This window comes from Amycolatopsis sp. NPDC101161, assembly GCF_044768185.1.
Classification (GTDB): domain Bacteria; phylum Actinomycetota; class Actinomycetes; order Mycobacteriales; family Pseudonocardiaceae; genus Amycolatopsis.
This window is the reverse complement of sequence record NZ_JBIWPI010000001.1, coordinates 672,756-697,659: the sequence shown is the minus strand read 5'-3', so window position 1 is coordinate 697,659 and position 24,904 is coordinate 672,756. Positions and strand designations below refer to the sequence as shown.

Annotated in this window: 27 protein-coding genes; 12 read left to right on the top strand and 15 right to left on the bottom strand. The window is 71.7% G+C overall.

What is annotated here, in order from left to right; genetic code table 11:
- Positions 1–4: 4 nt before the first annotated feature.
- Together ACIRSS_RS03415 and ACIRSS_RS03410 are read right to left on the bottom strand one after the other, a co-directional pair.
- Positions 5–805 (bottom strand): hypothetical protein, encoded by an 801-nt coding sequence (locus ACIRSS_RS03415; protein WP_400890043.1) that lies wholly within the window; start codon positions 803–805, stop codon positions 5–7.
- Positions 805–2,277 (bottom strand): hypothetical protein, encoded by a 1,473-nt coding sequence (locus ACIRSS_RS03410; RefSeq protein WP_400890041.1) that lies wholly within the window; start codon positions 2,275–2,277, stop codon positions 805–807. The genes ACIRSS_RS03415 and ACIRSS_RS03410 overlap by 1 nt, the downstream gene beginning before the upstream one ends.
- Positions 2,278–2,339: 62 nt before the next feature.
- On the opposite strand from ACIRSS_RS03410, the gene ACIRSS_RS03405 reads away from it, so the two are divergent.
- The 3 genes from ACIRSS_RS03405 (at position 2,340) to ACIRSS_RS03395 (ending at position 6,440) form a co-directional block, all read left to right on the top strand.
- Complete coding sequence (locus ACIRSS_RS03405; RefSeq protein WP_400890039.1) at positions 2,340–2,777, top strand: PPOX class F420-dependent oxidoreductase; 438 nt, start codon at positions 2,340–2,342, stop codon at positions 2,775–2,777.
- Between the two features lie 40 nt (positions 2,778–2,817).
- Positions 2,818–3,669: a coproporphyrinogen III oxidase gene (locus ACIRSS_RS03400; RefSeq protein ID WP_400890037.1), complete on the top strand. Its 852-nt coding sequence runs from the start codon at positions 2,818–2,820 to the stop codon at positions 3,667–3,669.
- A gap of 206 nt (positions 3,670–3,875) precedes the next feature.
- Entirely contained in the window at positions 3,876–6,440 is a 2,565-nt protein-coding gene (locus ACIRSS_RS03395) for a PQQ-dependent sugar dehydrogenase (RefSeq protein WP_400890035.1), read from the top strand.
- Positions 6,441–6,488: 48 nt separating this feature from the next.
- On the opposite strand, the gene ACIRSS_RS03390 is transcribed toward ACIRSS_RS03395, so the two are convergent.
- Positions 6,489–6,857 (bottom strand): hypothetical protein, encoded by a 369-nt coding sequence (locus ACIRSS_RS03390; protein WP_400890033.1) that lies wholly within the window; start codon positions 6,855–6,857, stop codon positions 6,489–6,491.
- A gap of 533 nt (positions 6,858–7,390) precedes the next feature.
- Complete coding sequence (locus ACIRSS_RS03385; protein ID WP_400890031.1) at positions 7,391–7,999, bottom strand: TetR/AcrR family transcriptional regulator; 609 nt, start codon at positions 7,997–7,999, stop codon at positions 7,391–7,393.
- A gap of 69 nt (positions 8,000–8,068) precedes the next feature.
- Between ACIRSS_RS03385 and ACIRSS_RS03380 the strand changes: the two genes are divergently transcribed.
- Positions 8,069–8,995: a sterol desaturase family protein gene (locus ACIRSS_RS03380; RefSeq protein ID WP_400890029.1), complete on the top strand. Its 927-nt coding sequence runs from the start codon at positions 8,069–8,071 to the stop codon at positions 8,993–8,995.
- Here ACIRSS_RS03380 and ACIRSS_RS03375 read toward each other — a convergent pair.
- Positions 8,881–9,780 (bottom strand): helix-turn-helix transcriptional regulator, encoded by a 900-nt coding sequence (locus ACIRSS_RS03375; RefSeq protein ID WP_400890027.1) that lies wholly within the window; start codon positions 9,778–9,780, stop codon positions 8,881–8,883. The genes ACIRSS_RS03380 and ACIRSS_RS03375 overlap by 115 nt on opposite strands.
- A gap of 164 nt (positions 9,781–9,944) precedes the next feature.
- Here ACIRSS_RS03375 and ACIRSS_RS03370 point away from each other — a divergent pair, with 164 nt between their 5' ends.
- The gene (locus ACIRSS_RS03370; RefSeq protein WP_400890025.1) at positions 9,945–11,357 is read left to right on the top strand and encodes an MFS transporter; all 1,413 of its coding nucleotides are present in this window, start codon (positions 9,945–9,947) and stop codon (positions 11,355–11,357) included.
- Between the two features lie 70 nt (positions 11,358–11,427).
- Here the strand turns inward: ACIRSS_RS03370 and ACIRSS_RS03365 are convergent, their stop codons facing one another.
- Positions 11,428–11,835, bottom strand: coding sequence for a VOC family protein (locus tag ACIRSS_RS03365; protein WP_400890024.1), 408 nt, complete (start codon positions 11,833–11,835; stop codon positions 11,428–11,430).
- Positions 11,836–11,857: 22 nt separating this feature from the next.
- On the opposite strand from ACIRSS_RS03365, the gene ACIRSS_RS03360 reads away from it, so the two are divergent.
- The gene (locus ACIRSS_RS03360) at positions 11,858–12,307 is read left to right on the top strand and encodes a MarR family winged helix-turn-helix transcriptional regulator (RefSeq protein ID WP_400890022.1); all 450 of its coding nucleotides are present in this window, start codon (positions 11,858–11,860) and stop codon (positions 12,305–12,307) included.
- 118 nt (positions 12,308–12,425) lie between these two features.
- On the top strand, positions 12,426–12,776 hold the full coding sequence (locus ACIRSS_RS03355; RefSeq protein ID WP_400890020.1) for an ArsR/SmtB family transcription factor: 351 nt from the start codon (positions 12,426–12,428) through the stop codon (positions 12,774–12,776).
- Between the two features lie 42 nt (positions 12,777–12,818).
- On the opposite strand, the gene ACIRSS_RS03350 is transcribed toward ACIRSS_RS03355, so the two are convergent.
- Positions 12,819–13,823 carry a glucosyl-3-phosphoglycerate synthase gene (locus ACIRSS_RS03350; RefSeq protein WP_400890018.1) on the bottom strand — a complete coding sequence of 335 codons (1,005 nt, stop codon included), beginning with the start codon at positions 13,821–13,823 and terminating at the stop codon, positions 12,819–12,821.
- 158 nt (positions 13,824–13,981) lie between these two features.
- On the opposite strand from ACIRSS_RS03350, the gene ACIRSS_RS03345 reads away from it, so the two are divergent.
- The 3 genes from ACIRSS_RS03345 (at position 13,982) to ACIRSS_RS03335 (ending at position 15,241) form a co-directional block, all read left to right on the top strand.
- Positions 13,982–14,389, top strand: a complete 408-nt coding sequence (locus ACIRSS_RS03345) for a DUF6086 family protein (protein WP_400890016.1) — start codon at positions 13,982–13,984, stop codon at positions 14,387–14,389.
- On the top strand, positions 14,386–14,880 hold the full coding sequence (locus ACIRSS_RS03340; RefSeq protein WP_400890014.1) for a hypothetical protein: 495 nt from the start codon (positions 14,386–14,388) through the stop codon (positions 14,878–14,880). Before ACIRSS_RS03345 ends, ACIRSS_RS03340 begins: the two co-directional genes overlap by 4 nt.
- 97 nt (positions 14,881–14,977) lie before the next feature.
- Positions 14,978–15,241 (top strand): hypothetical protein, encoded by a 264-nt coding sequence (locus ACIRSS_RS03335; RefSeq protein WP_400890012.1) that lies wholly within the window; start codon positions 14,978–14,980, stop codon positions 15,239–15,241.
- Here ACIRSS_RS03335 and whiA read toward each other — a convergent pair.
- Genes whiA through uvrC form a run of 4 tightly spaced genes read right to left on the bottom strand, consistent with a single transcriptional unit; the run spans position 15,207 to position 20,042 of the window.
- Positions 15,207–16,199: a DNA-binding protein WhiA gene (gene whiA, locus ACIRSS_RS03330; protein ID WP_086671216.1), complete on the bottom strand. Its 993-nt coding sequence runs from the start codon at positions 16,197–16,199 to the stop codon at positions 15,207–15,209. The genes ACIRSS_RS03335 and whiA overlap by 35 nt on opposite strands.
- On the bottom strand, positions 16,190–17,185 hold the full coding sequence (yvcK, locus tag ACIRSS_RS03325; protein ID WP_400893364.1) for a uridine diphosphate-N-acetylglucosamine-binding protein YvcK: 996 nt from the start codon (positions 17,183–17,185) through the stop codon (positions 16,190–16,192). The genes whiA and yvcK overlap by 10 nt, the downstream gene beginning before the upstream one ends.
- A gap of 1 nt (position 17,186) precedes the next feature.
- On the bottom strand, positions 17,187–18,044 hold the full coding sequence (gene rapZ, locus ACIRSS_RS03320; protein ID WP_003101350.1) for an RNase adapter RapZ: 858 nt from the start codon (positions 18,042–18,044) through the stop codon (positions 17,187–17,189).
- 42 nt (positions 18,045–18,086) lie between these two features.
- Positions 18,087–20,042 carry an excinuclease ABC subunit UvrC gene (gene uvrC / locus ACIRSS_RS03315; RefSeq protein WP_400890010.1) on the bottom strand — a complete coding sequence of 652 codons (1,956 nt, stop codon included), beginning with the start codon at positions 20,040–20,042 and terminating at the stop codon, positions 18,087–18,089.
- A gap of 164 nt (positions 20,043–20,206) precedes the next feature.
- On the opposite strand from uvrC, the gene ACIRSS_RS03310 reads away from it, so the two are divergent.
- Both ACIRSS_RS03310 and ACIRSS_RS03305 read left to right on the top strand, forming a co-directional pair.
- Positions 20,207–20,929, top strand: a complete 723-nt coding sequence (locus ACIRSS_RS03310; protein ID WP_400890008.1) for a S1 family peptidase — start codon at positions 20,207–20,209, stop codon at positions 20,927–20,929.
- Positions 20,930–20,993: 64 nt separating this feature from the next.
- Positions 20,994–21,770 carry an exodeoxyribonuclease III gene (locus ACIRSS_RS03305; RefSeq protein WP_400890006.1) on the top strand — a complete coding sequence of 259 codons (777 nt, stop codon included), beginning with the start codon at positions 20,994–20,996 and terminating at the stop codon, positions 21,768–21,770.
- A 211-nt stretch (positions 21,771–21,981) separates the two neighbouring features.
- Here ACIRSS_RS03305 and ACIRSS_RS03300 read toward each other — a convergent pair whose 3' ends face one another.
- Genes ACIRSS_RS03300 through ACIRSS_RS03285 form a run of 4 tightly spaced genes read right to left on the bottom strand, consistent with a single transcriptional unit; the run spans position 21,982 to position 24,873 of the window.
- Positions 21,982–22,377, bottom strand: a complete 396-nt coding sequence (locus ACIRSS_RS03300) for a PH domain-containing protein (protein ID WP_400893362.1) — start codon at positions 22,375–22,377, stop codon at positions 21,982–21,984.
- A gap of 35 nt (positions 22,378–22,412) precedes the next feature.
- Positions 22,413–22,919 (bottom strand): 6,7-dimethyl-8-ribityllumazine synthase, encoded by a 507-nt coding sequence (ribH, locus tag ACIRSS_RS03295; RefSeq protein WP_400890004.1) that lies wholly within the window; start codon positions 22,917–22,919, stop codon positions 22,413–22,415.
- A complete protein-coding gene (locus tag ACIRSS_RS03290) occupies positions 22,916–24,244 on the bottom strand; it encodes a bifunctional 3,4-dihydroxy-2-butanone-4-phosphate synthase/GTP cyclohydrolase II (RefSeq protein ID WP_400890002.1) in 1,329 nt (442 codons plus the stop codon). Before ACIRSS_RS03290 ends, ribH begins: the two co-directional genes overlap by 4 nt.
- Positions 24,241–24,873 (bottom strand): riboflavin synthase, encoded by a 633-nt coding sequence (locus ACIRSS_RS03285; RefSeq protein WP_400890000.1) that lies wholly within the window; start codon positions 24,871–24,873, stop codon positions 24,241–24,243. Before ACIRSS_RS03285 ends, ACIRSS_RS03290 begins: the two co-directional genes overlap by 4 nt.
- Positions 24,874–24,904: the final 31 nt, after the last annotated feature.

The following is a 24,904-nucleotide window of genomic DNA, read 5'->3' as shown; positions in this document are numbered from 1 at the left end:
CCTTTTACAGCGTGTCCGACGAGGTCGCGCGCAGCGTGCCCCCGGCGTTCGCGACGGCCACGACGTCGAGCGCGAGCAAGTCGTCGAAGGCGGCGTCGGCGGCGAGTTCCCGCACCTGGATCTGGTAGCGCGGCGTGGTCCGGTAGGTACCGCCCTGCTCGTCGCTCACCGGGACCAGGAAGCCCTGCTCGGCGAGGAAGCGCAGCGCGCGGGAGACCATGCCGCGGGTGGTGTCGGCGGCCAGCCGGCCGTCCTTGGTGGCCGCGGCCGCGGGCCGGCGGGTGTAGGCGCGCCAGGCCTGTTCCAGCTCGGGCGCGTCGGCCAGGGGGTCGTTGTTGGCCTCGGCCTGCGCGGCGCGTTCGTCGAGCATCCGGGCGGCTTCGCGGACCATCGCGTCGACCTGCTCGACGCTGACGCGGCCGATGTAGGTGTCGTTGGCGAGGTCGTCGGGACGCGGGTAGCCGAGCGCGGCGGTGGCGAGGTGGATGAGGCCGTGCAGGACCTTCTCCGTGTCGCGGCGCTCGCGGATCTTGGCCTGGCGGGCGTAGGAGTCCATCTTGATCTCGAAGACGGACTCGTCGGTGGCCGCCAGCACCGCGCCGGCCTGCTGGTTGACCTCGAGGACCATGAGCCCGAGCCCGGCGGCGACGGCGTGGGTGAGCGCCTTGAACGCGTTGTCCTCGCCGTAGCGGCGCACGAGGTCGCCGTACACGACGTCACGCGCGGGCAGCTGCTTCGGCCGCATGCCGAAGGCGACCAGCCGGGCCGCGGCTTCGGCGTCCACGCTGCTGTGGGACAGCGCCATTACGCGACTTCCTCTTCTTCGTCGGCACGCTCTACGGCGGCGGTGGACAGGAGCAGGTCGGCGCCGCCGAACTCCGGGTCGTCGAGGAGCGTGCCGTCGTCGACCGCGAGCAGCACGTGCCGGTCGCCTTGGCGGCGGGCCGCGCCGACCCCGGGACTGTAGGCGTGCACGGCGCGCAGCGCGACCAGGGCGGCGAGGCCGGGCTGGCGGCTGCGGCGGGCCTCTTCGAGCAGGCCGGAGAGCCGGCGCGGCACCTCGGGCAGGTCGAGGAGCTCGTCGGCGGCGCGCCAGACGTCGTCGCCGAAGCGGTCGGTGGTCTCCGCGGGCATCAGCTCCGGCTCGGGGATCTCCCCGACGAGCTGGTCGCGTTCCGGCGCGGGGCGCAGCAGCAGCGAGACCAGCGACGACAGCGACGGCACGACCGGCGCGGTGATCCCGGCGGCGGCGTGGAAGAAGTGCTCGACCGGGGCGACGGCGTCGGCCAGCGGCAGCCCGAGCGTCGGGACGAGGAGCTGGCCGAACAGGTCGAGCGTCGCGCGCTGGGGCGGGCCGGAGAACTGCTGGCGGTCCTGCTCCGCGCGAAAGACCGCGCCCGCGTCGGCGAGCCGGGACTGCAGGCGGGTGTGCCGGCGGATGCAGTCGCCGACGATGTCGACGAGCTCGGCGGCGCGGCGCTTGCGGTCGAGGTCCTCGGTCTCGTCGCGGGCGGTGGTGATGTTCTTGAGGATGGCGTTCTCGGCGCGGAAGCGGGCTTCGATGTGGCTCAGTGCGCTGTCGAGCAGCTCCGGGACCTCGCGTTCCCAGTCGACCGAGCGGACGTCGCGGCGGGTCGCGTCGAGCTTCGCCCGCAGGGTCTCGCCGTACTGGACGGTCCGGTAGCGGGCCTGCTCGGCGGCGAGCTTCGCGTCGGCCAGGCGGCCGCGGTTGATGAGGTTCTCGAGCTTGACCTCGGCGGCGATCTGGGCGGACTCGACGTCGGTGTCGAGGGCGCCGACGAGGACGTTGATGGCCTCGTCGGTGGCGCGGAGGTAGACCTCGCCGTCCGGGGCGGCCAGCTCGACGAGCAGCTTGAAGTCGAACTGGCGCCGCTGGTAGCCGCCGGGCCCGATCGAGCCGTAGACGCGCCGGAAGCCGCGGTCGGTCGTCCCGACGTTGATCAGGTTGTCCAGGACCCACTTGGCGACGCGGACGTGCTCCTCGGGCATCCGCGACGGCGCCTGCTGGGCGATGAAGGGCAGCAGCCGGTCGATGACCTGGTCGTGGCCGGCGCCGGTGTCGAAGTCCATGGCGATCGTGACCTGGTCGATCGTGTGCAGCGCGATCTCGGCCATCTGGTAGATCGTGGCGTCGGCCCAGTCGAGCTTCGCCTTGCGCGCGTCCAGGTCGTGCAGCGGCGCGGTGCAGGCCAGCGCCTTGAGGCGGCGCGTCAGCCCCTCGTCGGCCAGTCCTGTTCCCCCGGTGTCGTCTCGCACAGCAGGCCAGGCTAGTCGGCCACCCTCTGCGCACGCGCGGGTGACGGGCTAACGTCCCCCGCATGCGTGAGATGAGCCGTGACGAGTGGTGGAAGTTCGCGTCCGAAGGCACCCGGACCGGCATGCTGGGCCTGGTCAGGGCCAACGGCGCCCCGATCGTGACGCCGGTGTGGTTCCTGCTGAACGAGGGCCCGGACGGCGACGAGCTGATCTTCACGACGGGCACGGAGACGCTGAAGGGGAAGGCCATCGCCCGCGACGGCCGGATCTCCCTCGCGGTCGACGACCAGCAGCCGCCGTACTCGTACGTGCAGTTCAGCGCGGAGGCGCGGCTGACCCACGACTACGACGACATGCTCGAGTGGGCGACCCGCCTGGGCGCGCGGTACATGGGCGCCGAGCGCGGCGCGGAGTACGGGAAGCGCAACGCCGTCCCCGAGGAATCGCTCGTCCGGGCGAAGATCACCAAGGTCGTCGCGCGGGCCGAAATCGCCGGCTGACCTGGTTTCGCTGGTACTCTCGCCCGCGGGGGTGGGGGTCATGCTTCCGGGTGAGGACGACAGACGTGACGCCGTCAAGGCGATCCTGAGCTCCGGCCGGCGCGAGCTGGTCGCCGAGCTGGAACGGCTGGACGGCGGGGCCCGCTTCGGCCGCGGCCGGGTACGCCTGCTTGAGGACGGCGAGGTCTTCGAACGCGCCGGGATCTCCGTGACGTCGGCCGACGACAGCGACTTCTTCGCCACTGGGCTGTCGGTCGTGCTGCATCCGCGCAACCCCTGGGTCCCCGCGTTCCGGGCGGCCTTCCGGTACTGCGAATCCGGGGACGCCTGGTGGTTCGAGGGGTCCGCCGAACTCCTGCCGTGCTACGGCTTCGCCGAGGACGCGACCCACTTCCACCGGGTGCTCAAGACCCACTGCGACACGCTCGACCCGGCGTTCCACGCGCAGGCGAAGCGGGCCGCGGACGACCGGTTCCGGCTGCCGCACCGCGCCGAGCCGCACGGGATCGGCGGCATCGCCTTCGACCACCTCAGCCCGTCCGGGCCGCACGGCTGGCGGCGCGGGGCCGCGTTCACGGCGGCGGGCATCGCCGCCATCGCGCCCGCGTACCTCCCGATCGTCCGCCGGCGGCGGGAGCTGCCGTACGGCGAGCGCGAGCGGCAGTGGCAGCTGCACCGCCGCGGCCGGTTCGTGGAGTCCGCGCTCTTCCACGCGGCGTCGGCCACGCGGGCCGACGCCGAGGCCGTGCTGACGGCGCTGCCGCCGCTGGTCCAGTGGGACTCCGGGTTCACGCCGGAGCCGGGGAGCCCGGAAGCGGAGCTGGCCGCTTTCCTCGAACCGCGCGACTGGGCGGGCGAAACCGCGGCGTCGGACACCCGGATCGCCGGCTGACGCGCGAGCGCGCACCGGTCAGCGGGAAACCCTTCTTCACCAAGGGTGAGCGCCCGTGTCGAGTATTGACACGGCCCGCTCGGAGGGTGTGAGATCTGTCCCTATAGATAGGAAACTTTCCTAACTATTAGGTCCGAGTCCGGTGGTCCGCCGACCAGTTCCGCCCCGGTCACCCCCTGTCCCCCGACCCACGCAGGAGGCTCCCAGTGGCACCCCGTCCACCGTGGCGCGTGGTACTGGCCGGTACCGCCGTCGCGGCGCTCGGCCTCACCGCGCTCAGTCCGGTAAGCGCTTTCGCAGCGGACACCGACTACGAGTCCGAGAACGCCGTGATCTCCCAAGGCGTCGTCGAATCGAACCACGCCGGCTACTCCGGCACCGGGTTCGTCAACTTCGACAACGTCGTGGGCAGCTACGTCGAGTACTCCGTGAACGCCGCGCAGGCGGGCACGCACACCTTGACCTTCCGCTACGCCAACGGAACCGCCGACAACCGCCCGGTGAAGCTCGTCGTCGACGGCGGGGACAAGGGCACCGTCGACTTCCCCGGCACCGGCGCGTGGACGACGTGGAAGACCGTCACCGCGACCGTCCAGCTGACCGCCGGCGTCAACAAGGTCCGCACCACCGCGACCACCGCGAACGGCGGGCCGAACGCGGACAAGCTCACCGACACCTTCGTCTCGCCGGTCGACCCCGAGCCGCCGACGCCGCCGTCGAACCTCAAGGCGAGCAACATCCTGCCCACCGCGGCGACCTTCACCTGGACCGCCGCGACCGACAACGTCGGCGTCGTCCGCTACGAGATCAACCGCGGCGGCAACGTCCTCAAGACCGTCGACGGGAACACGACCAGCGCGACCGTCGACAACCTGACGCCGAACACCGCCTACGACATCTCCGTCGGCGCGTTCGACGCCGCGGGCAACCCGTCGCAGCAGAGCAACGTGGTCACCTTCACCACGCCGCCCAGCAACGACACCACTCCGCCGTCCGTGCCGGGCAACCTGCGCTCCACCGGCGTCACCGCGAACAGCGTTTCCTTGGCGTGGAACGCTTCCACCGACGACGGCGGCACGATCGCGGGCTACGACGTCTACCAGGGCGCCACCAAGGTCGCGACCACGACGTCCCTCGGGACGACGGTCACGGACCTGAACCCGAACACCTCGTACACCTTCACGGTCAAGGCGCGCGATCCCAACGGCAACAGCTCCGCGGCGAGCAACGCGGTCACCGTCAAGACGTCCGCTCCGGGCGGCGCAGGGGGCATCCCGGAGTACGACAAGGACATCGCGAAGGTCGACCTCGGCTGGTCGGTGGACTTCCTGCCGAGCGGCAACGCGCTGGTGACCGAACGGGACCGGTTCGAGGTCGTGCTCGTGACGCCGTCCGGCCAGAAGACGACGCTGGGCAAGGTGCCGGGCGTGGTCACGACCAGCGGTGAAGGCGGCCTGCTCGGCCTGGCGATCTCGCCGAACTGGTCGAGCGACCACGCGATCTACCTGTACCACACGGCATCCGGCGACAACCGGATCGTCAAGATGACCTACGACGGCAGCACGCTGTCCTCGACGTCGACGCCGGTGCTGACCGGGATCGCGAAGAACCGCTACCACAACGGCGGCCGGATCAAGTTCGGCCCGGACGGCAAGCTCTACGCCACCGTGGGCGATGCGAAGAACAGCGACAACGCGCAGAACAAGAGCTCGCTCAACGGGAAGATCCTGCGGCTGAACCCCGACGGCTCGGCGCCGAGCGACAACCCGTTCTACGCCACCGGCGGCAACGCCCGGTACGTCTGGAGCTACGGCCACCGCAACCCGCAGGGCCTGGCCTGGGACTCCCGCGGCCAGCTGTGGGCGGCGGAGTTCGGCGAGAGCAGCCAGGACGAGCTCAACCTCATCCAGAAGGGCGGCAACTACGGCTGGCCCAGCTGCGAGGGTACGCAGGGCAGCTGCAGCGGCTTCATCGCGCCGAAGAAGACCTGGCCGACGTCGCAGGCGGGCCCGTCCGGGATCGAGATCGTCAACGACTGGATCTACATCGCCGCCGTCACCGGCGAGCAGCTGTTCGCCACGCAGATCAACTCCGCGGGCACCGGCGTCGGCACCGTGTCGGCGCTGTTCTCCGGCCGCTGGGGCCGGCTGCGCTCGGTCACGAAGTCGCCGGACGGCGGGCTGTGGGTGACGTCGACGAACAACGACAAGAACGGCGGGACGCCGTCGGTGCTGGACAACGTGATCGTCCGGCTGAAGTTCCCCGGCGGTTCGACGCCGGGTGGCTTCAAGCTGACCAGCTCCGCGTTCGCCGACAACGCGACCATCCCGGACAAGTACACCTGCGCCGGCGACCACACGGCGGGCCAGGACCCGTCGCCGCCGCTCGCGTGGGGCGCGTCCACCGGCGCCAAGGCGTACGCGATCGTGTTCGCCGACGTCGCCAACAGCGGGAACAAGCTGCACTGGGCGATCTGGGACATCCCGGCCGCCACGACGTCGCTGCCGGAAGGACTCGGCGCGGGCTACACCGTGCCGAACCAAGGGGGCGCGAAACAGAAGGCGATGGGCAGCGGGGCGACCGCGCAGAAGTTCTTCGGCCCCTGTCCGGGCGGGTCCAGCCACCCGTACACGTTCACCCTCTACGCGCTGAACACCGCGACGGTCCCCGGCCTGAGCTCGTCTTCGACGATGGCCCAGATCGAGACGGCGATCAAGGGCGCGTCGACGGCGAACGTCGTGCTGCGCGGCAAGTCCAGCGCGGCCGCCTAGAAGCCGCGGCAGGGGTGACCGGAGCGGCGCCGGTCACCCCTGCCGCCCTCACCCCTGTTCGGTGAGCGTGCGCAGGTGCGCGTCGACGTCGAAGCCGTGTTCCTCCAGGCGGCGGCGGGCGAGCAGGAGCTCGTCGGGGGTGAACAGCTCCGAGTACTCCGTGCGGAGCATCGTCGCCTCCGAGCTGCGGCCGAGCTGGTTCTTCTCCCACAGGACGGTGAACCCGCCGGCGGTGCCGGCGCCGCGCAGCAGGAGCCGGGCCGCTTCGACGCCGCCGTGCTCGCGGACCATGCGCTCGAACTGCGCCGGCCGGTAGCCGTAGTCCTTGGCCAGGACCCGGCAGCCGTCGAGCAGGTCCTCGGTGAACCGCGCGGCGAGGCGGGGATCGGCCGGGAGGGGAGCGGCTGGTTCGGGCATGGGACACCTCTCGACGCGATGGCTTCCCTGATTAATCGCGAACGGGAGCGGTTTCGCTACGCCGTTCGGGCAGCCAATCCGTGAACACCACTCTGCGTGGGCAGAATACCGGACATAAGCGGCCAAACGGAACCTGTGGGTGGCCCCTGCCGCGCTGTCCGGCATGCGAACCGCGGTGCGCGGCGAGGTTCACGTCCACTGTGGACAGAGCTATGCGACGCGTTCGACGGCGACCTCGGCGCGCTTCGCCGGGCAGCGCGGCTCGTGACCTGGGGCGGCGGAGGTTCGAGCGGGCGGGCGTGGACCGCGTCGGCTGGATCGCCGACGGGTTGCGCGCGCCGGCGGCCGGCCACGCGCTGCCGCCGCCGTTCGACGACAGGAACACCAATGCCGGACGGGCGCCACGACAACGCCTTGCCGCAGGCCATGGCCTTCCCGGCGATCTTCGGCGCGGCGGAAGAAGATCCCCTCGAAGCGCTGGGCGCACGCTGTCGGCGGCCGCGGCGACGTTCAGGGACGAGCGGACGGCGGGATCACCAGCCGAACAGACCCGCCATGATCCGCGCGCAGCGGGCCGTCATCGCGGCCGCGTCTTCGTCCGGGCGGTCGATCCACCAGCTGATCAGCGAGTCGACCACGCCGGTCCAGACCTGGGCGATCGCCTCGATGTCGACCGGGTCGGCCAGCCCGCGGGATGTCATCAGCTGCGTCGCCCCCAGCAGTGCGAACGCGTCCAGGCGGTGCCGGTAGTCCGCCGCCGAGGCCGCGATGTCGCCCGTGGCCGGGACGGTTTCGTCGCGCAGGAGGCGCCACGCGTAGCGGTCGTGGTCGAACGTCGTGAAGATCGCCGAGAGCACCTTCAGCGGCATCTGGTCGGGCTCGCCGCCGGCCGCCATGGTCGTCGCGACGCCTTCGGTCAGCCGGTCGCCCGCGCGGTGCAGGCAGGCCAGGTAGAGCCCGTCCTTCGAGCCGAAGTACTGGTACAGCAACGGTTTCGTGACGCCGACCCGGCGCGCGATCTCGACCATCGACGCGCCCGCGTAGCCCGCCCGGCCGAACTCCTCGGTGCCGGCCACGACGAGCTGGGCCTCGCGCTCTTCGCGAGGCATCCCCTTGGTCCCGACCGCCCTTGACTCCGTCACACGCGAGAGCCTACCGTGCGTAAAGTGACCCAAGGGTAAGTTACCGTCAGGTCAGATCAAGGAGGCGACGTGGCCGAGTTCCTGGCGCACCTGCGCGACCCCGTGCTGTTCGCGATTCCGGTGTTCGTCCTGTTCGTGGCGATGGAGATCGTGGCGGTGCACGTGCTCGGCCACGACGACAACGTCGTCGGCTACAGCGTCGCCGACACCCGCACGAGCATGCTGATGGGCACCGTCGCGGTCGGCGTCAACGCGCTGTTCCGACTGGTGATGCTCTTCGTCTTCGCCGCGTTGTTCGAGCTGGCGCCGGTCAAGTTCGACCCGCGCGACTGGTGGACGTGGGTGCTCATGCTGCTTGGCCAGGAGCTGGTCTTCTACGCCTACCACCGCGCCAGCCACCGCGTCCGGCTGCTGTGGGCGGGCCACCAGGTCCACCACTCCAGCGAGCACTACAACTTCTCGACCGCGCTGCGCCAGAAGTGGACCCCGTACTTCCAGCTCCCCTTCTGGTCGGTGCTGGCGCTGTGCGGGATCCCGCCGTGGATGATCCTGACCGGCCTGTCGATCGACCTCGTCTACCAGTTCTTCGTGCACACCGAGAAGGTCGGCAAGCTGCCGCGCTGGTTCGAATACGTCTTCAACACCCCGTCGCACCACCGCGTCCACCACGGCAGCGACGAGGAGTACCTGGACGCCAACTACGGCGGCATCCTGATCATCTGGGACCGCATGTTCGGCAGCTTCGTGCCCGAGGGCAAGCGGCCGACGTACGGGCTGACGAAGAACATCGGCACGTACAACCTGCTGAAGGTCGGCTTCCACGAGTACGGCTCGATCCTGCGCGACCTGCGCGCGGCGACGACGTGGCGCGCCCGCGCGGGCTACGTGCTCGGCCCGCCCGGGTGGGCGCCCCGCACCACGACCGGCGCCGGAGCCGACGCGCTGCCCAGCAGTTTCAGCGCCGTCTCCGACGGCGAACCGGGCTCGGCCGTGTAGGCGATCAGGCGCTGGCCCGACGTGCCCGGGATGACGAGGTTTTCGAAGCTGAGCTCCACCTCGCCGACAACCGGGTGCAGCAGCAGCTTCACGCCGGACGTGCACGTGCGCACCGGGTGCCGGGCCCACAGCTTCGCGAACTCGTCGGAGTTCATCGTGAGCCCGCCGACGAGCTCGGCGAGCGCGCGGTCGTCGTGGTGGCGCCCGGCGACCAGGCGCAGCGACGCCACCGCCAGCTCGGCCTGCTCGCCCCAGTTCCGGTACAGCGCGCGGTACCGCTCGTCCAGGAACAGCATCCGGGTCAGGTTGGGCCGGGTCGCCGGGTCGTCCGGGCTCCCGGGCGCGAGGTGGGCCGCGAGCAGCGCGTGGCCCAGCTGGTTCCAGGCGAGGACGTCACCCCGCCGGTCCATGAGCACCGCCGGGACGTGGGTCATCGCCCCCAGCAGCTGCCGGGCCGACGCGCTCGCGTGGGTCACCCGCGGCGGCGCCGGACGACGGGACGACGGGGCCGGCCGCGCGAGGTCCTTCAGGTGGGCCGTCTCGTCTTCGGTGAGCCGCAGCGTGCGCGCGATCGCTTCCAGCGTGCTGTCGGAAGCGTTGCCGGCGCGGCCCTGCTCGAGCCGCGTGTAGTGGGTGATGCTGACGTTGGCGAGCGTCGCCAGCTCCTCCCGGCGCAGGCCGGTGACGCGGCGGCGGGCCGGGTGCGGCGTGATGCCGACGTCCTCCGGACGCAGCGCGGCGCGGCGCGACTTGAGGAAGTCGCCCAGCTCGGATGGGGCTGCCATGGACACCTCCGGTACTCACCCCCATGATGCCCGGGCCGGAAGCGAGGAGCCTGGTGCTGTCGTGACCACCCTCGTGCGGACGGGGCCGACCGGGGTTCTGGCTCGGGTTCCGGGTACCGGCGATCGTTCCGGGTGATCGACGAACCCCGCTGGAAGGGACTCCCGTGTCCGTCACCGAAATCGAGGCACCCGCCCGGCTCACGCCCCGGCTGCGGCTGGTGCTCGTCCTGCTGCTCGCCACGCAGTTCATGCTCGCCGTGGACTTCGCCATCCTGAACGTCGCGCTGCCGGTCATCGGCGGGAGTCTCGGCTTCTCGCTGGGCCACCTGCAGTGGATCGCGACGGCGTTCGCGCTGTGCGCGGCGGGTTTCACGCTGTTCTTCGGCCGGGTCGCGGACCTGTTCGGCCGGCGCCGGCTGTTCCTCGGCGGCCTGGTCGTCCTGGGCGCGGCCTCGGTGCTGGGCGGCCTCGCGCAGAACCCGGAGATGCTTATCGTGGCCCGCATCTTCCAGGGCCTGGCCACCGCCGCCGTGACGCCGGCCGCGCTGTCGCTGATGACGGTGTCGTTCCCGGAGGGCCCGCTGCGCCAGAAGGCGCTCGGCCTCAACGGCGCGCTGATGTCCAGCGGCTTCACCGCCGGCGCCGTCCTCGGCGGCGTGCTGACCGACCTGCTGTCGTGGCGGTGGGCGTTCTTCATCAACGTGCCCGTCGCGATCGCCGTGCTGCTCATCGCCCCGGCGGTGATCAACGAGTCCCGGCCCGACGAGCGCCCGAAGCTCGACGTGCCCGGCGCCATCACCGTCACGCTCGGCCTGCTGGCCATCATCTTCGGGCTGACCCAGGCGAGCGAGGAGGGCTGGGGCTCGGCGACCGTCCTCGGCTCGCTGGCGGCCGGCGTGGTGCTGCTGGTGTTGTTCCACGCAGTCGAGCGCAAGGTGTCCGCGCCGCTGGTGCCGCTCACCGTGCTCCGCAAGCGGTCGGTGGCCTGGGGCAACGTCGCGGGCCTGATCGCGTTCCTCACCGAGTGCTCGCTGGTGTTCCCGCTGACCCTCTACCTGCAGGAAGTGCTCGGCTTCTCCCCGCTCGCCGCGGGTCTGTCCTTCGGCGTGCTCGGCCTGGGCACGGTCACCGGCGGCGTCTTCGCCCCGAAGGTCATCGGCAAGGTCGGCAGCAAGCAGACGCTGATCATCGGCGGCATCCTGCAGACGGTGTTCACCGCGGCCCTGCTCGGCCTCGGCGACGACCGCTCGTGGATGGCACTGATGCTGATCGCCAGCTTCGCCGGCGGCGTCGGCAACATGCTCGTGATCGTGGGGTTCATGGTCACCGCCACCTCGGGGCTGGCCGACCACGAACAGGGCCTGGCCACCGGCCTCGCCACCATGACCCAGCAGGTCGGCATCACGATGGGCACGCCGATCATGAGCGTGGTGGTCACGTCCGCCGCGGCGGGCACCGGAGCCGCGGCCATCCTCGGTGGCCTGAAGGCGGCGATCGCGGTGAACGCCGCCATCGTGCTGCTCGGCCTCCTCACCAGCGCCCTGTTCCTGCGCGGCGATCGGTCCGCCGCGCGGTGACGGGGTGAGCGGGTCGGCCCCCCGTGCTCGGAACGGGGGGCCTCGACCGGTTTCCGGCGCGAGCCGCCGGTCAAGCGCGGTCGTGCAGCGTGACCTGGTACCCGTCGGGGTCGGCGAAGGTGAACGTCCGGCCGAACGGGCCGTCGATCGGCGCCGAAACGATCTTGTGGCCGTCGGCGACCAGCGCGTCGTGAATGGCCTGGACATCGGTGGCGTGGAGCCAGATCGCGGCACCGATGCCGGGCTGGGCGACGGACGCGAGATCGGTGCCCGGCACGACGTCGCGCAGGGCGAACGCGATCGGCTTCGTCTCGAAGACGACGGCGTGCGGCGGGCCGGCCGGGGAGCGGACGAGGCCGAGGTACTGCTCGTAGAACGCCTGCGAAGCCTTGAGGTCGCGCGCCTGGAGCGAGATGAAGTCGGGCCGGTGACGGGCATGGGGTGGTCCTCCCTTTCGTGTCAGTCTTCTGACACGCACCAACCTATGTCAGAATACTGACATGAGTCAAGACGAGCCCGGCGTCGACCTGAAGACGTCACTGGGCTACCTGCTGAAAGAGGCGTCGAGCGCGCTGCGCGCGGCCATGGAGGAAGTGCTGCGCCCGCTCGGGATGAGCGTGACGCACTACTCCTGCCTCGAGCTGCTGGCGCAACGGCCGGGCTTGTCGAACTCCGAGCTCGCGCGCGGCGCGTTCGTGACCCGGCAGACGATGAACGTGCTGCTCCAGACCCTGGAGCGGGACGGCTACGTGACCAGGCCCGCGGAGGCACCCGTCGGGAAGGCGCTGCCCACCCGGCTCACACCCCGCGGCCGGAAGAGCCTGGAGAAGGCGAGTGCCGCGGTCCGGTCCGTCGAGGACCGGATGCTGGACGGCATGACCGGGGCCGAGCAGGCGGCCGCGTTCCGGAGCCTGCAGAGCATGATCCGCTCCCTGCACGAGAGCCGCTGAAACCGCCTCTCGGGAAAGTCCCGGCGAAGAACCCCGCCGCGGGCGCGGAGGTCGCATGCGCCCGTCGCATCGGATATCATCGATACGTTCATGACCAGCGCGGAAGGCCGGCCCAGACATGCCCGTGACAGGCGACATCGCGGCCCTGCTCGAGCCCCTGAAGGCGCTCGCCAACCCGGTGCGGTTCGAGGTGCTCCAGTGGCTGCGCGAACCGGAGGAGCACTTCCCCGTCGACGCCGCCGTCGTCGACCCGCGCGAGGTCGGCGTCTGCGTCAGCCACATCCAGGCCAAGGCCGGGCTCGCGCAGTCCACCGTCTCCGCCTACATGGCGGTGCTGGAACGCGCGGGTCTCGTCCGGGCGACGCGAGTCGGGAAGTGGACCCACTACCGACGTGACGAAGAACGAATCGCCTCGTTCATCGAATCGTTCGGGCAGGAGCTGGGATCGCTTTCGGCCGGCCTGGCTTAGGCGCCGGCAGCCGGTGTGCCGGTCGTCAGCCGGCCGCGGACGTCACGCCGTGTCCCGCAGGTCGAGGGCGTTCTCCGGGCGCACCGCGGCCGGCAGGCTCGCCAGCGGCGGCTGCCGCGGGGACGTCAGGTCCGTCAGCACCAGCTCGCGCTCGACGCCGCTCTCCGACGACCCGCGCCGGAACTGCGCGAGCAGCGTCGCCGGCGGGATCGCGGTGACCAGGCGGCCGTAGTGCTCCAGGCGGTCGAACAACGTCTGCATGATCTGCCCGGACATCCGGCCCAGCGCCTGCGTGCTCTGGTGCCGGTGGGCGCGGTGGCCGAGGTCGACCTGGGCGAGCGCGTCGAGGCCGCGCAGCTCCAGCAGGTCGATCAGGTGGCCGATCTCGACGCCGTAGTTGACGACGAACGGGACGCTCTCCAGCACCTCGCGCCGCCCCGCGTACTCGCCGGCGAGGGGCTGCACGAACCCGGCCAGCTCCGGCCAGAACATGTTGAGCAGCGGCCGGGCGACGAGCTCGGTGACGCGGCCGCCGCCGTCCGCCTCGGTGCCGAGCGGGCGGTGGTAGAAGCCCTTGACGTAGGCGACGGACGGGTCCGTGAGCAGCGGGCCGAGCAGCCCGGTGACGTAGTCCGTGGTGAAGTCGTGGAGGTCGCCGTCGACGAAGACGACCAGGTCACCGGTCGTCGCGGCGACGCCCTTCCAGAGCGCTTCGCCCTTGCCCTGGTACGCCGGGAGGCCGGGGAAGACGGCGTCCTGCGCGACGACCCGGGCCCCGGCCGCGGCGGCGACTTCGGCGGTGGCGTCGGTGGAGTGGCTGTCGACGACGAGGATTTCGTCGACGAGCAGGCCCTGCAGCTCGTCCCGGATGGCGGTGATGATCGCGCCGACGGTGGCTTCCTCGTCACGGGCCGGGATGACGACGGACACGGTGGTGCCCCGCTTCGCGGCGACGAGGTCCTCGACGGTCCAGTCCCCCGCCTTGCTGCTGCGCCGGGCGAGCCAGGTGCCGACCTCCGGCGTCACGTGTGGGTGAGCGTTGCGCATGCTGTCCCCTTCCCTCGTTCGTCTCCGAGGTTCGGGGTGCCGCGTTTCGGCGACGGCGCCGGGGTGCTACCGCGGTGTTACGAAGTGGGGCGCCCGGTTAACGCGACGGGCCGAAAACCGGCTGACCGGCGCGGCTCCGCGGCCTAGGCTCGCCGCCGATGAGCCAGTACTTCCGCATCGACGGCCGGGACGTGTGGAACCCGTCCCACGGGCCCGCCACGGTGTTCACGCGCCTCGCCGAGGCGTTCGTCCCGCTGGCCGGGCCGTCGGGGATCGGGGTGACCCCCGGCGACCCCGACGACCACCCGATCGACGGCGCGGCCTTCGCGAAGTTCACCGACGCGCTGGTCGCCGAGTACCGCGCGACCTCGCACCCGATCCAGCGGGCGCTCCTGGAGGGGTTCGTGGCGACGGCGGCCGTGCTGGCGCGCCGGGCCGGGCTCGCGCTGCCCGCGCTCGACGGGCCGGCGGCGGTGTCGTCACGCGACGTCCCGGGTGGCGGAGCCGCCGGGCCCGACCGGCTCGCCGAGCTGATGGCCGGCTACGAGCGAGCGATGCCGGCGTGATCGAGCCGAACCGGCCGTTCCGCTGGGACCTCGTGCGCCCCGACCACCTCGGCTCGCTGGTGGACGGCCTGCCCGAGCCGGACCTGTGGTTCCTCGGCGACCTCGTCGAGTGCGCGGCCAAGGTGCTCGCGCGGTCCGGGAACGGCGAGCTGTACTTCGTCGGCCGGTCCGCGGACTCGGTGTTCGACCTGCTCGGCGGCGCCCTGCCGGACCCGGGGCGGCTGCACCAGCTGCCGCTGTCGACCGCGTCGATCGACAGCTGGTTCTCCGGCCGCCTCCACCCGGCCGAAGTGGCGCAGCTGCGCGCCAACCTGGCCGCGCACGGGCTGAGCCGGCTGTCCTCGCGCGCGGATCCCGGCCGATCGTCTTCGCCGACGTGGTGTCGACGGGCCGGACGATGGAGCAGCTGCTGGACATCCTGCGGGACTGGGCCGCCGACGACCGCGCGGACTGGCCCGCCGTCCGCCGCCGCCTCCGGATCGCCGGCCTGACGCGGCGCACGCACACCAGCCCGAACACGCATCGGTGGCAGCAGCACGCGGAGTGGGCGCGCGAGGTGACGATCCGGAACGTGTCGGTCGAGTCGCGTTGTTCAGCTACCTCGCGGACCGCCAGCCCAAGCTGACGCGATCGTTCGGCCGCGAATGGTGGGCGGCGCCGGAAGTCCGCGAGCCGGCCCGCGACGACCGCACCCGCCGGGCGCTGGCCGAGGCGGTGGCGATCGTCGAAACCGGCCGCACCCCGGCCGTGCGCGAACGACTGGCCCGGGTGCTCGAGCGCGAGCCGGCCATTTCCGAGCCGTGGCTGCGAGACCTCGTCAGGCGTCTTCCTCTTCCAGCATCTCCGGCGTGACCGCGGACTCCGTGTCCGGGATGTTCAGGTCCTTCGCCCGCTTGTCCGCCATCGCCAGGAGCCGGCGGATGCGGCCCGCCACCGCGTCCTTCGTCATCTGCGGGTCCGACAGCTGGCCCAGCTCCTCCAGCGATGCCTGCCGGTTCGACAGCCGGAGCTTGCCCGCCGCGAGCAGGTGGTCCGGGGCCGTGTCGCCGAGGATCTCCAGGGCTCGCTCCACCCGGGCCGCCGCCGCGACCGCCGCGCGGGCCGAGCGGCGCAGGTTCGCGTCGTCGAAGTTCGCCAGGCGGTTGGCCGTCGCGCGGACTTCGCGGCGCATCCGGCGCTCTTCCCACTGCAGGACGCTCGTGTGCGCGCCCAGGCGGGTCAGCAACGCGCCGATCGCGTCGCCGTCGCGGACCACCACCCGGTCGGCTCCGCGGACCTCACGCGACTTCGCCTGGATGCCCATCCGGCGCGCCGCGCCCACCAGGGCCAGCGCCGCCTCCGGGCCCGGGCACGTCACCTCGAGCGACGACGACCGGCCCGGTTCCGTCAGGGAACCGTGCGCGAGGAACGCGCCCCGCCACGCCGCTTCCGCGTCCGCCACGCCGCCGGACACCACGGCCGCGGGCAGCCCGCGCACCGGGCGGCCGCGCTGGTCGATCAGCCCGGTCTGGCGGGCCAGGCCCTCACCGTCCTTGACCACGCGCACGACGTACCGGGTGCCCTTGCGCAGGCCGCCGCTGGCGGTGATGACGTGGACGTCCGAATGGTGGCCGTACAGCTCGTGGATCTCCTTGCGCAGCCGTCGCGCGACCGAGCCCGTGTCCAGCTCCGCCTCCACGACCACCCGGCCGGCCACGATGTGCAGCCCGCCGGCGAAGCGGAGCAGTGACGCGACCTCCGCCCGGCGCGGCCCGATCTTCGTGATCTCCAGCCGGCTCAGCTCGTCCTTGACCGCGGCGGTCATCGCCATTGCTGCCCCTCCCTGCCTTTCGCTCCTCCCCCGTGCTCCCCGCCGAGACCGAGAGCCTCCCGCATGCACAACGCGAGCGCATCAGGATCATGCCGTCCCGCCACTTCGGGGTCGGCCACCGCCCCCAGGTGGGCCCGGCCCCCGAGCCGTTCCGCCGCGCGCCGGAGATTCGCCGGGTCGGGCACGGAATCGCGGTCCGCGATCACCGCGTCGACCCGCAGATCGGGCGCGTGCTCGAAGAGTACGTCCAGGTGCCGCTCCGGAGAGAATCCCGCGGTTTCCCCCGGCTGGGGGACAAGGTTGAGCACGAGCACCTTCGTCGCGGTGGTTTTCACGAGCGCGTCGTGCAGACCGGGCACCAGCAAATGAGGTAGAACGCTGGTGAACCACGAGCCCGGACCGAGGAAGACGACGTCGGCGTTCAGCACCGCTTCGACGGCTTCCTCGCACGCCAGCGGCGGCCGCCCCGAACCGCCGGGCGCGCGCAGGCTCACCCGCTGCACCTGCCCGGGCGTCGACGCCACCGCGACCTGCCCGCGGATCGTGCGCAGCGCCGCCGGGTTCTCGCTGTCCAGGCCGCTGACCTGCCCCTCGATTTCGAGGGGCTCCGGCGACATCGGCAGCACGCGGCCCGAGACGCCGATCAGCCGGCACGCCTCGTCGAGCGCGGCGACCGGGTCGCCGAGCACCTCGAACAGCCCGGCCAGCAGCAGGTTCCCCACCGCGTGGCCGGCCAGCGCGCCGTCGCCGCCGAAGCGGTGCTGGAACACCTCGGCCCACAGCGTCCCGCCGTCTTCCGCGGCGAACGCGGCGAAGGCCTGCCGGAGATCGCCCGGCGGCAGCAGCCCGAGCTCACGCCGTAGCCGGCCGGACGATCCGCCGTCGTCGGCCACGGTCACGACCGCGGTGACGTCGGGGGTCACCCGCCGCACCGCGGACAACGTGGCGTGCAGCCCGTGGCCGCCCCCGAGGGCGACCGCCCGCACGTTATTCACGACCAAGGTCGCGGTGCACCACCTTCACGGCCATACCGTCCTCTTTGGACAGACGCTGGGCGAGCTCCACGGACAGCGCCACGCTGCGGTGCTTGCCGCCGGTGCAGCCGACGGCGAGCGTCAGGTACCGCTTGCCCTCGCGCTTGTAGCCGGCGCCGATCAGCCGCAGCAGCTGGTGGTAGCGGTCCAGGAACTCCTCGGCGCCCTCCTGCGAGAGGACGTAGTTGCGGACCTCGCCGTCGAGGCCCGTGTGTTCGCGCAGCTCCGGGATCCAGAACGGGTTCGGCAGGAACCGGACGTCCATCACCAGGTCGGCGTCCATCGGCAGACCGTACTTGTAGCCGAAGGACAGCACGGTGACCCGGGTCTGCGTGCTCGCTTCCGAACCGAACGCGTCCTCGATCTTGGCGCGCAGGTCGTGCACCGACAGCGACGACGTGTCGAGCACGAGGTCGGCTTCTTCGCGCAGCGGCTCCAGCAGCGTCCGCTCCGCCGTGATGCCGTCGGCCAGCCGCCCGTCGCCCTGCATCGGGTGGCCGCGGCGGACGGCTTCGAAGCGCCGCACCAGCACCGCGTCGGTCGCCTCCAGGAACAGCACGCGCGGCTTGTAGCCCCGCGCGTCGAGGTCCTTGATGACCGAGGCGAGGTCGTCGGTGAACGCGCGCGAGCGCACGTCCATGACGACGGCCACCTTCGTGATCGCGCCGCGCGCCTGCGCGCCCAGCTCGACCATCGTCGCGATCAGCTCCGGGGGCAGGTTGTCGACGACGAACCAGCCCAGGTCCTCCAGGCACTTGGCCGCCGTGCTGCGGCCCGCCCCGGACAACCCGGACACGACCGCGACCTCCATGCCGGACCCGCGGATCTCCTCTTGCGCACTCACTGTCTTTCCCTACTCCCCTGCTTGTGTGCCGTTGCCCGCACCGGACTCCCCGGCCAGCGCGGCGACCACGGCTTCCGCGGTGCGCCTGCCGAAGCCGGGCACCGCCTCGATCTCCTCGATCCTGGCCTGCTTGAGCCTCTTCACCGAGCCGAAGTGCTTGATCAGGGCGGTACGGCGAGCCTGCCCCAGCCCGGGCACACTGTCCAATTCGGACGCCCGCAGCCGCTTGGAGCGCTTCTCGCGGTGGTAGGTGATGGCGAAGCGGTGGGCCTCATCGCGCAGCCGTTGCAGCAGGTACAGCCCCTCCGACGTCCGCGGCAGGATCACCGGGTCGGGGTCGGCGGGCAGCCACACCTCTTCGAGCCGCTTCGCCAGCCCGATCACGGAGATGTCGGTGATGCCGAGCTCGGCCAGCACGTCCGCGGCCGCCGTGGCCTGCGGGCCCGCGCCGTCGACGACCAGCAGGTTCGGCGGGTAGGCGAACTTCTTCGGCCGGCCGGTCTCCGGGTCGAGACCGGGCGTGCTCGTCTCCTCCGCCGTTTCCTTGAGGTAGCGGTGGAAGCGCCGGCGCACGACCTCGGCGATCGACGCCACATCGCCCTCTTCGGCCGCTTCGCGCAGCGCGAAGCGCCGGTACTCGGACTTGCGTGCGAGCCCGTCCTCGAAGACGACCAGCGACGCCACGACGTCGCTGCCCTGGATGTGGCTGATGTCGATGCACTCGATGCGCAGCGGCGCGGTGTCGAGGGCCAGGAACTCCTGCAGCTCGGTCAGCGCCGCCGACCGGGCCGTGAGGTCGCCGGCGCGGCGCAGCTTGTGCTGGGTGAACGCCTCCCCCGCGTTGCGCTCGACCGTCTCCGCGAGGGCCTTCTTGTCGCCGCGCTGCGGCACCCGCAGCTGCACCCGCGAGCCGCGCAGGCCGCTCAGCCACTCCGCGACCGCGTCGGCGTCCGCGGGCAGCTCCGGCACCAGCACCTCGCGCGGGACGACCGGGCCGGCGTCGACGTCGTCGCGGGCGTCCAGCTCGGCCTCGTCGCCGTAGAACTGCGTCAGGAAGTGGTCGACGAGCGCCGGGACGTCCATCTCCTCGGCCTTGTCGATCACCCAGCCGCGCTGGCCGCGGACCCGGCCGCCGCGCACGTGGAAGACCTGGACGGCGGCCTCGAGGTCGTCGTGGGCGAACGCCACGACGTCGGCGTCCGTGCCGTCGCCGAGCACGACGGCCTGCTTCTCCATGGCGCGGCGCAGCGCGCCGAGGTCGTCGCGCAGCCGGGCGGCGCGCTCGAACTCGAGCTCCGCGGACGCGGCCGCCATCTCGGTTTCCAGCCGCTTGATCATGACGTCGGTCTTGCCGGCGAGGAAGTCGCAGAAGTCCTCGACGATGTCGCGGTGCTCCTCGGCGGAGACGCGCCCGACGCACGGCGCGGAGCACTTGTCGATGTAGCCGAGCAGGCACGGGCGGCCGATCTGGCCGTGCCGCCGGAACACCCCGGCCGAGCAGGTGCGGGCCGGGAAGACGCGCAGGAGCAGGTCAAGCGTCTCGCGGATGGCCCACGCGTGCGCGTACGGCCCGAAGTAGCGGACGCCCTTCTTGCGCGCGCCGCGGTAGACGTGCAGCCGCGGGAACTCCTCGTTCAGCGTCACCGCGAGCACCGGGTAGCTCTTGTCGTCGCGGTAGCGGACGTTGAACCGCGGGTCGAACTCCTTGATCCAGTTGTACTCGAGCTGGAGGGCCTCGACCTCGGTGGTCACGACGGTCCACTCGACGCTCGCCGCCGTCGTCACCATCTGGCGCGTGCGCGGGTGCAGGCCGGAAAGGTCGGCGAAGTAGGAGTTCAGCCTGCTGCGCAGGCTTTTGGCCTTGCCGACGTAGATGACCCGCTTGGTCGCGTCGCGGAACTTGTACACGCCAGGGGCATCCGGGATGCTCCCCGGCGAGGGACGGTAGGTGGTCGGGTCAGCCACACTCACAGCCTATTTGCCACCACCGACAGTTCTCGCGCGCCCCCGGCCGCCCCGCCGGAAGTAGGGTGTTCGTCCGATTCCGACTTCGGTAGGTGTCGCCCCGGGTGAGCCGGTGGTTACTTTCCGACCGGCCCGATCGGGCCCCGTCCGAAAGGATCACCTCCGTGAGCTCTCTCCGTACCCTCGGCGCCGCGTGCACGGCCGCCGTCGCGCTGACCCTCGCGGGTGGCGCCGTCGCTTCCGCCGGCGTCCAGCCGAACATCGTCGGCGGCACGACCGCCCCCACCGTGTCGTGGGGCGCTCAGGTCTACGTGAACACGCCCGGGCGCGACTTCCAGGGCTTCAACTGCTCGGGCACGGTGATCGCCGCGCGCTGGGTGATGACGGCGGTGCACTGCCTCGACCAGGACGGGTCGGGCATGCACGTCAAGGTCGGCAGCAACACGCTGTTCTCGGGCACCGACATCGCGGTCGACGGGGAGTACGAGTCCCCCAACGGCGACATCGCGCTGCTGCACCTGGCGTCGGCGACGAGCGCGGCGCCGATCAAGCTGGGCAGCGCGGACCCGTCGACGGGCAGCACCAACCAGCTCTACGGCTGGGGCCGCACCACCCCGACCGGCCCGCCGGCGTCGGCCTTGAAGACGGCGAACGTCCAGGTGACCGGCCGTTCGACGGACGCGTACGGCGGCCGCGCGATCCAGAGCGTCGGGATCAACGGGTCGGCGTGGAAGGGCGACTCGGGCGGCCCCCAGGTGTCGGGCGGCGTGCAGGTGGGCGTCGCGTCGACGGTCCAGAACCAGAGCGGGACCAACACGCGCGGGACGAACAACTACGCGAGCGTGGCGTCGAGCCGGTCCTGGATCCGGACGACCGCGGGCGTGTGAGCTCCCGGGGCGGCGCTTCGGCGCCGCCCCGGTTTTGTCGGTGGCGTGTGGGATGCTCGCGGGCATGCGGATCGCCACCTGGAACGTGAACTCCATCGTCCCCCGCCTGCCCCGGGTGCTGGGCTTCCTGGAGGAGACGGCGCCGGACGTGCTGTGCCTGCAGGAGCTGAAGACCACGACGGAGAAGTTCCCGCTGGCCGAGGTCGAGGCGCTCGGGTACGAGGTGGCGGCGTACGGGCTCGGGCGCTGGAACGGCGTCGGGATCGTGTCGCGCGTGGGGTTGTCCGACGTGGTGCGCGGGCTGCCGGGCGAGCCGTCGTTCGAAGACGCCGCGGAGGCGCGGGCGATCGGCGCCACCTGCGGCGGCGTGCGGGTGTGGTCGGTGTACGTGCCCAACGGGCGTGAGCCGGACAACCCGCACTACGCGTACAAGCTGGAGTGGCTGGAGGCGCTGCGGTCGCTGGTTTCTTCGGAGCTGTCTTCCGCGCCCTTCGCGGTGCTGGGTGACTTCAACGTGGCACCGACGGACGCGGACGTGTGGGACATCGCGGTGTTCGCGGAGTCGACGCACGTGACTCCCCCGGAACGCGAGGCGTTGGCGCGCCTGCGGAAACTGGGGTTGTCGGACGTCTTCCCGCGGCCGCTGAAGTACGACCACCCGTTCACGTACTGGGACTACCGGGCCGGCAACTTCCCGAACAACAAGGGGATGCGGATCGACCTGGTGTACGGCAACGACGCGTTCACCTCGGCGGTGACGGATTCCTATGTGGACCGCAACGCCCGCAAGGGAAAGGGCCCGTCGGACCACGCGCCGATCGTGGTGGACCTGGACCTCTGACGCGCCGGTTCCCAGCCTGGGGCCGGACGCCCAGTGCGGCACCAGCCCGCCATGGGAAACGAAAGCTCCACGCGGCGCAGCGCGGGAGGCTCGGCACGTCGCCGCGTACGGTGATGCCGCCGGTTCGCGCTCACCGAGAATGTGCTGCCGTGGCTGTGGTGACCACCGTCGCCACAGCAGGAGACCCCACAGCGAAGCAGGACCCGCCGCATCAGCCGCCGGTGGCTGCGCGGTGCAGTTTTCGCAATGCCCGCACCGCTTCCACCGCTCGAGCCCGGTCCACCGCCTGGATCGCCATCACCGCGTGGTACTCGTCGTCCGGCAGCTCCAGCCGTGCCCACGAGGCGCCGTCCGGGAAGCTCACCGAAAGCACTTCCTGCCAGGCGAACCGGCGGGTGACGAGTACGTTCCGGACCTCGATGCCCTCTTCGTCCGCGCGGACCCGGGCGATCGCGAACAGCATCACGCCGCACGCCAGCAGGATGCCGATGCCGATCATCGCCGCCTGGTCGGACCGCTGGAAGTGGACGCCCGTGTCGCCGTTGCGCAGCAGCACCGCCACCACCACGAACACCGCCAGCAGCGCCACCGCCAGCACGCTGCACATGATCAGCGCACGGCGCGGGCGGATCACCAGGAGAGTCACACGAAACCCCGCTCGGTCCACGGCTGGCGCAGGCTCCGCAGCACGTGGGCCGTGTCCAGGGCCGCCACCGTCGCCTCGTAGCCCTTGTCTTCCTTCGCGCCCGGGCGGCCCGACCGGTCGACCGCCTGCTCGTGCGTGTCGCACGTCAGGACGCCGTTGCCGACCGGGGTGCTCTCGTCGAGCGCCACGCGGGTCAGGCCCGCCGTCACCGCGTCGCACACGTACTCGAAGTGCGGGGTGCCGCCGCGGATGACCACGCCGAGCGCCACCACCGCGTCGTGGTTGCGGGCCAGCGCCTGCACCACCACGGGGAGCTCGATCGCGCCCGCGACGTGGACGACCGTCGGGTCTTCCTCCAGCTCCGCCTCACGAGCCGCGACCAGCGCCCGCTCCAGGAGGACGTCGGTGATGTCCGAGTTCCACTTCGTGGCCACGATGCCGAGCTTGAGGGACTTGCAGCCGGTCAGGTCCAGGGAAACGTCGGGACGGCCGTCGCCGCTCACTGTGGTCCTCCATCCGCGTGCTCGGTGCCCGCGCCGACCTGGTCGTAGTGCTCCAGCTGGGCCAGGTCGTGGCCCATCCGGTCGCGCTTGGTCCGCAGGTAGCGCAGGTTCTCCGGGTTCGGCGAGATCGGCAGCGGCACCCGCCCGGTGACGCGCAGGCCGTAGCCCTCCAGGCCGATCCGCTTGGCCGGGTTGTTCGACAGCAGCCGCATGGTGCGGACGCCGAGGTCGCACAGGATCTGCGCGCCGGTGCCGTAGTCGCGGGCGTCGGCCGGGACGCCGAGGGCGAGGTTCGCGTCGACGGTGTCGGCACCGTCGTCCTGCAGCTGGTAGGCCTGCAGCTTGTGCAGCAGCCCGATGCCGCGGCCCTCGTGGCCGCGGATGTAGAGCACGACGCCGCGGCCCTCGGCCGCCACCGCTTCCAGGGCCGCTTCCAGCTGCGGGCCGCAGTCGCAGCGCAGCGAGCCGAAGACGTCGCCGGTCAGGCACTCGGAGTGGACGCGCACGAGGATGTCCTGGCCGTCGCCGATCTCGCCGTAGACGAACGCGACGTGCTCGATGCCGTCCAGCAGCGAGTCGTAGCCGACCGCGCGGAAAGTGCCCGCGGCCAGCGGGATCCGCGCCTCGGCGACGCGCTCGACCTGCTTCTCGGTGCGGCGGCGGTAGGCGATCAGGTCGGCGATGGTGATGATCGCGAGGTCGTGGTCGGCGGCGAACACCTCGAGCTCGTCCCGGCGCGCCATGTCGCCTTCGTCCTTCTGCGACACGATTTCGCAGAGCACGCCCGCCGGCGCGAGCCCGGCCATCCGGGCCAGGTCGACCGACGCCTCGGTGTGCCCGGGGCGCCGCAGCACGCCGCCCTCCTTCGCCCGCAGCGGCACGACGTGCCCGGGGCGGCGGAAGTCCTTCGCCGTGGACGCGGGGTCGGCCAGCAGCCGGATCGTGTGCGCGCGGTCGGCGGCGGAGATGCCGGTGCTGATGCCCTCGGCGGCGTCGACCGTGACGCTGTACGCGGTCCCGCGCGCGTCCTGGTTCGTGTGGTACATCGGCGGCAGGTCCAGCCGGTCGGCCTCGGCCTCGGTCAGCGCCACGCAGACGTAGCCCGAGGTGTAGCGGACCATGAACGCCAGCAGCTCCGGCGTCGCCTTCTCCGCGGCGAAGATGAGGTCGCCCTCGTTCTCGCGGTCTTCGTCGTCGACCACGACGACCGGCCGGCCCGCCGCGACGTCCGCGATCGCCCGTTCGATGGCGTCGGCGTCGAACACCGCCCCGGTGCCGCAGGGGGTCCAGCCCGCTTCGGGCTCTGCCGCACTCGACTCACTCATGACCGCTCCTCCGTGCCGCCGCCGTCCCGATTCTGCACCTGGTCGCGGATGTGTGCCTCGGCCAGCTTCTCCACGTACTTCGCGACCACGTCGACCTCGAGGTTGACCAGGTCGCCGGCTTCCCGGCCGCCGAGGGTGGTCATTTCGAGCGTGGTCGGGATCAACGCCACCTGGAACCGGTCGTCGGTGACGGCGGCGACGGTGAGGGAGATCCCGTCGACCGCGATCGAGCCCTTCTCGACCACGTACCGCGCGAGGTGCGCCGGCAGCGAGAAGGTCGTGACGCCGTTCTCGTCGCGGCCGAGGTACGTCCCGGTGCCGTCGACGTGGCCCTGCATGATGTGGCCGCCGAGCCGCCCGCCCGCGGGCGTGGCGCGTTCCAGGTTGACCCGGTCGCCGGTCGCGACCTTGGCCAGGCTCGAGCGCTGCAGCGTCTCGTTCACGACGTCGACGGTGAACTCGCCGCCGGCCACCTCGACGACCGTGAGGCACACCCCGCTGACCGCGATCGAGTCGCCGTGCCCGGCGTCGCTGGTGACCAGCGGGCCGCGTACGCGCAGCCGTGCCGCGTTGGTCAGCTGCTCGACCGCGGTGACCTCGCCGATCTCCTCGACTATGCCGGTGAACACGTCCGCTGCCTCCTTGTGAGCCGGTCTTCCC